9 protein-coding genes are annotated in these 8,359 nt (G+C 72.8%); all 9 read left to right on the top strand.

All coding sequences use genetic code 11. From position 1 onward, the window contains the following. Positions 1–5: 5 nt before the first annotated feature. The 9 genes from AB0C78_RS20195 (at position 6) to AB0C78_RS20235 (ending at position 7,830) form a co-directional block, all read left to right on the top strand. Entirely contained in the window at positions 6–1,166 is a 1,161-nt protein-coding gene (locus AB0C78_RS20195) for an acetoin utilization protein AcuC (RefSeq protein WP_360750037.1), read from the top strand. Between the two features lie 81 nt (positions 1,167–1,247). After that, positions 1,248–2,150, top strand: a complete 903-nt coding sequence (locus tag AB0C78_RS20200; RefSeq protein WP_360750013.1) for a phosphatase — start codon at positions 1,248–1,250, stop codon at positions 2,148–2,150. Between the two features lie 340 nt (positions 2,151–2,490). Continuing rightward, positions 2,491–2,694, top strand: a complete 204-nt coding sequence (locus tag AB0C78_RS20205) for a helix-turn-helix domain-containing protein (RefSeq protein WP_067466901.1) — start codon at positions 2,491–2,493, stop codon at positions 2,692–2,694. 445 nt (positions 2,695–3,139) lie between these two features. Further along, positions 3,140–3,238: an AURKAIP1/COX24 domain-containing protein gene (locus AB0C78_RS20210; RefSeq protein ID WP_018654693.1), complete on the top strand. Its 99-nt coding sequence runs from the start codon at positions 3,140–3,142 to the stop codon at positions 3,236–3,238. A 38-nt stretch (positions 3,239–3,276) separates the two neighbouring features. Next, positions 3,277–4,302, top strand: coding sequence for an NAD-dependent epimerase/dehydratase family protein (locus AB0C78_RS20215; RefSeq protein ID WP_360750016.1), 1,026 nt, complete (start codon positions 3,277–3,279; stop codon positions 4,300–4,302). Between the two features lie 82 nt (positions 4,303–4,384). Then, on the top strand, positions 4,385–5,362 hold the full coding sequence (locus tag AB0C78_RS20220) for a lysophospholipid acyltransferase family protein (protein WP_360750019.1): 978 nt from the start codon (positions 4,385–4,387) through the stop codon (positions 5,360–5,362). A 32-nt stretch (positions 5,363–5,394) separates the two neighbouring features. Then, positions 5,395–6,567 carry a low temperature requirement protein A gene (locus tag AB0C78_RS20225; RefSeq protein WP_360750022.1) on the top strand — a complete coding sequence of 391 codons (1,173 nt, stop codon included), beginning with the start codon at positions 5,395–5,397 and terminating at the stop codon, positions 6,565–6,567. Between the two features lie 73 nt (positions 6,568–6,640). Further along, the gene (locus AB0C78_RS20230) at positions 6,641–6,988 is read left to right on the top strand and encodes a peptidase inhibitor family I36 protein (protein WP_360750025.1); all 348 of its coding nucleotides are present in this window, start codon (positions 6,641–6,643) and stop codon (positions 6,986–6,988) included. Positions 6,989–7,068: 80 nt separating this feature from the next. Continuing rightward, the gene (locus tag AB0C78_RS20235; protein WP_360750028.1) at positions 7,069–7,830 is read left to right on the top strand and encodes a dienelactone hydrolase family protein; all 762 of its coding nucleotides are present in this window, start codon (positions 7,069–7,071) and stop codon (positions 7,828–7,830) included. Positions 7,831–8,359: the final 529 nt, after the last annotated feature.

Here is an 8,359-nt window from a genome sequence, read left to right on the forward strand (position 1 = left end):
TGGAGATCTTCTGGGACGACCGGCTCGTCTCCTACGACTTCGGGCCCGGCCACCCCATGAACCCCGTCCGCGTCGAGCTGACGATGGCGCTGGCCCGCGAGCTCGGCGTCCTCGACCGCCCCGGCGTGCGGGTCTCCGGGTTCGCGCCGGCCGACGACAAGCTCCTCCGGCTCGTCCACGAGGAGGCCTACATCGCGGCCGTCAAGCACGCGGGCGCGACCGGGCTGCCGGAGCCGCGGCACGGCCTCGGCACCGACGACAACCCCGTCTTCCTCGGCATGCACGACGCGTCCGCGCTGGTCACGGGCGCCTCGGTGGCCGCCGCCGAGGCGGTGTGGACGGGCCGCGCCGAGCACGCCGCGAACATCTCCGGCGGCCTGCACCACGCGCTGAGCGGCGCCGCGAGCGGCTTCTGCGTCTACAACGACCCGGCGGTCGCGATCGCGTGGCTGCTGGAGAACGGCGCCGAGCGCGTCGCCTACGTCGACATCGACGTGCACCACGGCGACGGCGTCCAGGCCGCCTTCTACGACGACCCGCGCGTCCTCACGATCAGCCTGCACGAGACGCCGCGCACGCTGTTCCCCGGCACCGGCTTCCCCACCGAGACCGGCGCCGACGGCACCGCGGTCAACGTCTCGCTGCCGCCCGGCACCAACGACGCGTCCTGGCTGCGCGCGTTCGAGGCGGTCGTCCCGCAGCTGCTGCGCCGGTTCCGCCCGCAGGTGCTCGTCACCCAGCAGGGCGCCGACTCGCACGCCCTCGACCCGCTCGCCCACCTGATCCTCAGCGTGGACGGGCAGCGGACGGCGTACGCGGCGCTGCACCGGCTCGCGCACGAGACGGCCGGCGGCCGCTGGGTCCTGACCGGCGGCGGGGGCTACGAGCTGGTCCAGGTCGTCCCGCGTGCCTGGACGCACCTATTGGCGGAGGCCTCCGGCGACCCGGTCCCGCCGGGCACCGAGACCCCGGACGCCTGGCGCGAGTTCGTGCAGCGGCGCACCGGAGAGATCGCCCCGCGCCGGATGACGGACGGGACGGACGTGGTGGAGGTGCACCGGTGGGGGAACGGCTACGACCCGGCGAACCCCGTCGACCAGGCGATCCTGGCGACCCGGCGGGAGGTCTTCCCCGAGCACGGCCTCGACCCGATGACGGACGAATGACCGGCGGACGAGTGACGGCGGACGAGTGACGCGGACGAGCAGCGACGACGAGCAACGGCGGCGACCGATGGCGGACGAGTGATGGCGGACCCTGGCAAGCCCCCCACGCGGGACGAACTGCGCGCGCACCTCGTCCGGACGATGATCGCGGGCGACGTGGCGACACCGCGGCAGAACAACCTGCTGCACTACCGGCGGATGGCGGCCGGCAACCCGTACTACCAGTTCGGGCTGGAGCTGAAGCCGTCGTGGACGGAGCGGTCCGTGCTGGACATGATGGTCGAGCGCTGCGGCGTGAACCCGGATCCGAGGCACGTGTACGGGGACGACACGATCGACCCCGACATCACCCTCGACACGCTGGAGGCCATGGGCGACCGGATCGGCCTCGCGGCGCGCCGCAAGGAGACCGTCGTGGTCGCGACCGGGCATCCGGCCACGCTGACCCCGCTGTACCAGGCGGTCGCGCGGGCGCTGGCGGGCGCCGGCTGCCGCATCCTGACCCCGGCGGCGGGCTGGACGTACGAGATCGACGTCGACTACGGCGGCTCCGACCTGCGCCGGATCGTCTACGCCGAGCCGGGCGTGGCGATGCTGGAGGGCGAGGACTTCCGCACCCACCACACGCACGACCCGCACCCGATGGAGGCGATGCTCCGCGAACTCGCCTCGACCGGCGCCGATTCCGCCGCGGGTGGTCCCTCGCCGGCGTCCGCCAATAGCGGAAACGGCGAGACCATGAACGATAAACACGATTCTTGGCCGGATCTGGCCATTGCCGATCACGGCTGGGCGGGCGCCGCCGGCCAGGCCGGGATCGACACCGTCGGATTCGCGGACTGTAACGATCCCGCGCTCTTCGCCGGCGCCGCCGAAGGCAAGATCGACGTCGTGGTTCCGCTGGACGACGGCGTATCGCCGCACCATTACGCGCCCTTGACGGCGTATCTCCTCGCCCGCGCGGGCCTGTCCCCGAAGGACTGACCTTGCTTACCTTCCGGCGCGGCCGCCCATCCTGTCACGGGGTGTGACAGGGCTACCGTAACGGTGTTCCTGGGTTCGCGCCGTCCCATCGCGAACCTCTGAGTCGCAGGTCATCGCCTGTTTTCGGTTGACAACCGCTTGGATTGCCACGCCCCGTGCCGTCATGTTCGCGCTCCGTGCGGGAGCAGTGCTGTGGCCGCCCGGTCAGGGTCGGATACGGAAATGTGCGGAACTCCCCTCTTGCGACTGCCGATACGCGATTTACGCTGGAGGAAGTACACGTGCGTGATCAAAGTCACCCGAAGGGCCGGTGCGCGGCACGTGTGGAAGAGGGCGTCCGATGAGCTCAGGCGAGCGACCTCTCAGCGAGGTCAGGTTCCTGACCGTGGCCGAAGTGGCCTCGGTGATGCGGGTGTCCAAGATGACCGTCTACCGCCTCGTCCACTCGGGCGAGCTTCCCGCCATCCGGGTGGGCCGCTCGTTCCGGGTCCCCGAACAGGCCGTTCACGACTACCTGCGCGACGCGTACATCGAAGCCGGATAACGGGTGAGGGCGGGGGCGACAGGCACCCGCCGAACCTGCCACCCGGCCGTGCAGGGGGCGCCGGGACGACCCGCGAGGACCGTCCCGGAGCTGGGGAAACAGGACGAGGACCGGCCGGCGGCCGGCAGGCCGCCGGACCCGGGGACCGGGCGGACGGGGCATCGCCGATGCCCCGCGCGACCCCCGGTCCGGGGCCGGTCCGGACACCGCGGGACGGGCGGATTCACCACCGCCGCCCGCCCGCGCGGAAAGGTGCCCGGCATCGCGGGCGGCGCCGCACGGCGGCGCGCGCGGCGCGGTGCCGGTCGCCGCGCGCCATGCCGCGGCGAGATCTCCACCTGCGCAGCGGTACCCTTGGGCAGCGGACCGTGCGCGCGTTTCGAGTGATGCTCGCCTGCGGCACGTTCGTCTCCTGCACATCACCCGATACGCCGAGCGAGGTCTCGTGGGCTCTGTCATCAAGAAGCGCCGCAAGCGGATGGCCAAGAAGAAGCACCGCAAGCTGCTGAAGAAGACGCGCATCCAGCGCCGCAACAAGAAGTGAGCACGCCGGTCGCTCAGCCGTAAGGGGTGGGGCGCACAGTGCCTGCCGAGCCGGGGCCAGCCAAGCCCGCCGCGGCCCGTGTCGTCCTCGTCACGGGCGTCTCCCGTTTCCTGGGGGCGCGGGTCGCGCACGCCCTGCAGGCCGACCCGGGGATCGAGCGGGTCATCGGGGTGGACACCGTGCCGCCCACGATGCCGCTCGGCCGCACCGAGTTCGTGCGGGTGGACATCCGCACGCCCGGCATCGCGAAGATCATCTCGTCCGCCCGGGTCGACACCGTGGTGCACCTCAACCTGGTCACCTCGGCGTCGGTGCCGCGGGCGAAGGTGAAAGAGCTCAACGTCATCGGGACGATGCAGCTGCTCGGGGCGTGCCAGCGCTCGCCCGACGCGCGCAAGCTCGTCGTGCGGTCCTCGGCCGCCGTGTACGGCTCCTCCCCGATGGACCCGGCCGTGTTCACCGAGCGGGACGAGCCCGTCGAGGCGCCGACGTCCGGGTACGCCAAGGACGCCGTCGAGGTCGAGGGGTACGTCCGCGGGCTGACCCGGCGCCGCTCCGACCTGACGGTGTCGGTGCTGCGGTTCGCCAACTTCGTCGGCCCCGGCGTCGACTCGCCGCTCACGCGGTACCTGCGCATGCCGGTCGTCCCGACGGTGCTGGGCTTCGATCCGCGGCTCCAGTTCGTCCACGAGGACGACGGCATCGAGGTGCTGCGGCGGATGACCGTCGAGGACCACCCCGGCTGCTACAACGTGGCGGGCGACGGCGTGCTCCTGCTGTCGCAGGCGCTGCGCCGCGCGGGCCGTCCCTACGTGCCCGTCCCGGCGCCGTCGATCTCGCTGTTCGGCGACATGGGACGGCGGTTCGCGGGCATGTCGGGGTTCTCGCCCGAACTGCTGCGCTGGCTCACCTACGGCCGGGTCATCGACACCGCGGCCCTGGAGGAGGAGCTGGCATGGCGCCCGAAGTACGGGACGGAGGCGGCGTTCGCCGACTTCGTCACCGCCCAGGGACTCGGCCACCACGGCCCGGCCGCCCGGCTGGCGTCGCTGCTGCGCGGCTGACCGGGCCCCGCCCGCCGCGCGCCGAGCGGCGGGCCCGGGGGAGGACACCGCGCGGCCCGCGCCGCGCGGGGAAGGAGGCAGGATGATGCACGCCCGCCATGAGGACGACGAGGGCGCGCAGGTCATCCGGCTCGCCTCGGCCCGCCACGACGGCGGTGACGCGGGCGGGCCCGGCGCCGGTTCTGGTCCTGGTCCTGGTCCTGGTCCTGGTCCTGCGCATGGTCCTGGGCCGCTCGAACGCGGCATCGCGTCCGGCCTGGCCTTCCTCCGCCGCCGCATCTCCGGCGAGTACGAGGTCGACGAGTTCGGCTACGACCCCGACTTCAACGAGAACATCCTGCTCCCCGCCGCCCGCGCCCTCTACGAGCACTGGTTCCGCGTCGAGGTCGAGGGCGTCGAGAACGTCCCCGCCGAAGGCGGCGCGCTCATCGTCGCCAACCACTCCGGCACCCTCCCGCTCGACGCGCTGATGCTGTCGGTCGCGCTGCACGACAACGCCCGCCGGTGCGTCCGGCTCCTCGGCGCCGACCTCGTCTACCAGGTGCCCGTCCTCGCGCACCTGGCCCGCAAGGCCGGCCACACCCTCGCCTGCCAGGCCGACGCGGCCCGGCTGCTCGGCAAGGGCGAGCTCGTCGGGGTGTTCCCCGAAGGCTTCAAGGGCGTCGGCAAGCCGTTCGCCGACCGCTACAAGCTGCAGCGCTTCGGCCGCGGCGGCTTCGTCGGCACCGCGCTGCGCGCCGGCGTCCCGATCGTCCCCGCCGCCATCGTCGGCGCCGAGGAGATCTACCCCAAGATCGGCGACCTGCGGCCGCTCGCGCGGCTGCTCGGCCTGCCCTACTTCCCCGTCACCCCGACGTTCCCGCTGCTCGGCCCCGCCGGGCTCGTCCCGCTGCCGTCCAAATGGATGATCCAGTTCGGCGAGCCGATGACGCTCGAGGAGTACGCCGCCGAGGACGCCGACGACCCGATGACCCTGTTCAACCTCACCGACCACGTCCGCGAGAACGTCCAGCAGATGCTGTACGACACGCTGCTGCGCCGCGGCCCGGCCTTCTTCTGACCGCCTCCCCGCCCGCGCCCTAGGGTGATCGCATGCCCTCGCTGCGCACCCGGATGGTCGCCCGTGACCAGGCCGAACCCCACCGCGTCTCCAGCCCCCTGGAACTGCTGTTCGACCTGACCTTCGTCGCCGCCGTGTCGCAGATCGCCGGACGGCTCGCCCACGCGACCGAGGAGGGCCACGCCGGGCACGCCGCCGGCGCGTTCCTCGCCGTGTTCTTCGCGATCTGGTGGGCGTGGATGAACTTCACCTGGTTCGCGTCCGCCTACGACACCGACGACGTCCCCTACCGCGTGATGACGTTCGTGCAGATGGCCGGCGTCCTCGTCCTCGCGGCGGGCGTCCCGTCGGCGTTCGACGGCGACTTCACCACCGTCACCATCGGCTACCTCGTCATGCGCGTCGGCCTGGTGAGCCTGTGGGTGCGCGCCGCCATCGCCCACCCCGACGGCCGCGCCACCGCCCTGCGCTACGCGATCGGCGTCTCGCTCGTCCAGGTGCTGTGGCTGTCCCGGCTCGCGCTGCCCGGCGACGGGCCGGTGTGGGCGTTCGTCGTCTGCGCCCTCGCGGACCTGTCCGTCCCGCTGTTCGCCGAACGCCCCGCCATGACCACCTGGCACCCGCACCACATCGCCGAACGGTACGGCCTGTTCACCATCATCCTGCTGGGCGAGAGCGTCCTCGCCGCCACCAACGCCGTCCAGGGCGCCGTCGCCCACGGCCTCAGCGCCGACCTCGTCGTCATCGCCCTCGCCGGCCTCGCCGTCCTGTTCGCGATCTGGTGGATCTACTTCTCCGAACCCGCCGGCGAGGGCCTCGAAGCGCGCCGCGACCGCTCGTTCATCTGGGGCTACGGCCACTACGCCATGTTCGCGGCCCTCGCCGCCCTCGGCGCCGGGCTGGAGGTCGCCGTCGCGTCCGCCGGCGAGGGCGAGCACGCCATCGAGGCGGGTCCGACGACCGTCGTCGCCGCCACCGCCGTCCCCGTCGCGATCATCCTCGCCATGCTGTGGGCCCTGCACGCCCCGCTCGGCAGCGTCACCATCCCGCCGCTGTTCATCGCCGTCGCCGTCGTCCTCACGCTGCTGACCGTGCTCGGCGCGGACACCCTCGGCGTCGCCGCCTCGCTCACCGCGATCGCCATCGTGCTCGTCCTGCTCCTCGCCGCCACCCTCATCCGCAAGACCCGGACCGCCACTCCCTGACCGTGCGCGCTTCTGTGATCACATTCCGTTATGATCTTGAACGCAGAGGCACCGGCCAGCAGGGGGGACCATCATGCTCCGTCGAATCCGGCTCGCGACGACCACGCTCGCGCTCGCGGCGGGAACCCTCGCGCCCGCCGCGCCGCCCGCCGCCGCCGACGACCCGCCCCAATGCCCGCAGGACGCGGTGTGCCTTTACGAGAACCCCGACTTCACCGGCGCCGTCACCGTCCTCCGCCTCGACCGGCTCCCCTCCCAGTGCGCGTCCCTGCCCCAGACCGTCCAGTCGGGCGTCAACAACACCCCGTACTTCGTCAGCCTCTACGACGCCCCGGACTGCTCCGGCAGCAGCCGCGTCGCCCTCCTGCCCGCCCACTCTGCCAAACCCGCCTTCACCGCCCCCATGCGCGCCTACTTGTAGCGTTATCCGCGCTTTCGTGGCCCGCCGCTAGGATCATCGGGTTCGCGCCGCCGGCGCGCGACCGGACGACGGGGGCTCCCATGACCGCCGAGATCACCGCGCACGAGGTACAGGTCGACGTCGGCGGGCCCGCGCCGATGAACGCGTTCCTGGCCCGCCCGTCCGGGACCGGCCCGCACCCGGCGGTCCTCGTCTGCTCCGAACTGTGGGGCCTGACGGACCAGGTCCGCGGCATCGCCCGGCAGGTCGCCGCCCTCGGCTACGTCGCCATCGCGCCGAACCTCTACCACCGCTCCGGCCCCGAGACCGCGTCCGGCTTCCCCGAAAGCGACGCCAACCGCACCCGCGCCTTCGAGCTGCTCGGCCGCCTCACCCGCGACGACGTCGAAGCCGACCTCCGCGCCTGCGTCGCCCACGCCCGCGAGCACGGCGCCGCCGGGAAGACCGGCGTCCTCGGCTTCAGCCTCGGCGGCCACATCGCCTTCTTCGCCGCCACCCGCCTCGACCTCGCCGCCGCCGCGATCTACTACCCCGGCTGGCTCCCCGTCGCCGGCACCGCGCTCAGCCGCCCGGCTCCGCTGCTGGACGAGGCCCCCGCCATCGCCGCCCGGGACGTCCGCACGCTGATGTTCTTCGCCGAGCTGGACCACGTCATCGACGCGGCCCAGCGCGACCAGATCGGCGCCGCCCTGGACTCCGCCGGCGTCCGCCATGAGGAGATCGTCTACCCGGGCGCGCAGCACGCCTTCTTCTTCCCGGGCCGCGAACCCTACGACGAATCCGCCGCCCAAGACTCCTGGACCCGCGTCCGCACCCTCTTCCAGACCGAACTAACCGAGTAGCCCACCCGCCTGAGGTCTTCCGCCACCACCAACACTGCGCTCGGAACGCATCGGGATCGGGCGCTTGGGGGCCGGGGGCTCTGGGGCCGCAGGCTCGGGCGTTCGGCGGCTCGGGCGTTCGGGGGCTCCGGGCGTTCGGGGGCTCCGGGGGTTCGGGGGCTCCGGGGGTTCGGGGGCTCCGGGGCTTCGGGAGTCCCGGGGAGGCGGCCCCTCGGGGAGGCGGAATCTTTCGGGGCGGGGGCTCGGAGTTCCTGGGGGTGGAGTGCTCGGCGCTCGAAGTTCCCGGGGGAGTCTCGGGGGCGGAGTCTCGGGGGGCGGAGTCTCGGGGGTGCTGGATCGGGGGCGGAGTCACGGGGAACTGGGAGAAGGGTGTTCCGGGGCAGCGGAGTAGGGGAGTGGCGGGATTCGGCGCAGAGGCGGTGGGGGCGGCGCTGGCGTACGGGGCCGCCCCTCCAAAGTCAAGGGCGCCTTCGGCGTCGCTACGCGATGGACTTCGTCCACCCTTGACTTTGGAGCCTCTGCGGCCCCT

It is taken from the genome of Actinomadura sp. NPDC048394, assembly GCF_040651755.1.
GTDB lineage: Bacteria > Actinomycetota > Actinomycetes > Streptosporangiales > Streptosporangiaceae > Spirillospora > Spirillospora montaniterrae.

What these genes read in the sequence shown, in the direction of transcription:
- AB0C78_RS20200 (WP_360750013.1), top strand. Translation starts at nt 1,248, where the DNA reads ATGGCGGACCCTGGCAAGCCCCCCACGCGGGACGAACTGCGCGCGCAC.
- AB0C78_RS20205 (WP_067466901.1), top strand. Translation starts at nt 2,491, where the DNA reads ATGAGCTCAGGCGAGCGACCTCTCAGCGAGGTCAGGTTCCTGACCGTG.
- AB0C78_RS20220 (WP_360750019.1), top strand. Translation starts at nt 4,385, where the DNA reads ATGATGCACGCCCGCCATGAGGACGACGAGGGCGCGCAGGTCATCCGG.
- AB0C78_RS20225 (WP_360750022.1), top strand. Translation starts at nt 5,395, where the DNA reads ATGCCCTCGCTGCGCACCCGGATGGTCGCCCGTGACCAGGCCGAACCC.
- AB0C78_RS20230 (WP_360750025.1), top strand. Translation starts at nt 6,641, where the DNA reads ATGCTCCGTCGAATCCGGCTCGCGACGACCACGCTCGCGCTCGCGGCG.
- AB0C78_RS20235 (WP_360750028.1), top strand. Translation starts at nt 7,069, where the DNA reads ATGACCGCCGAGATCACCGCGCACGAGGTACAGGTCGACGTCGGCGGG.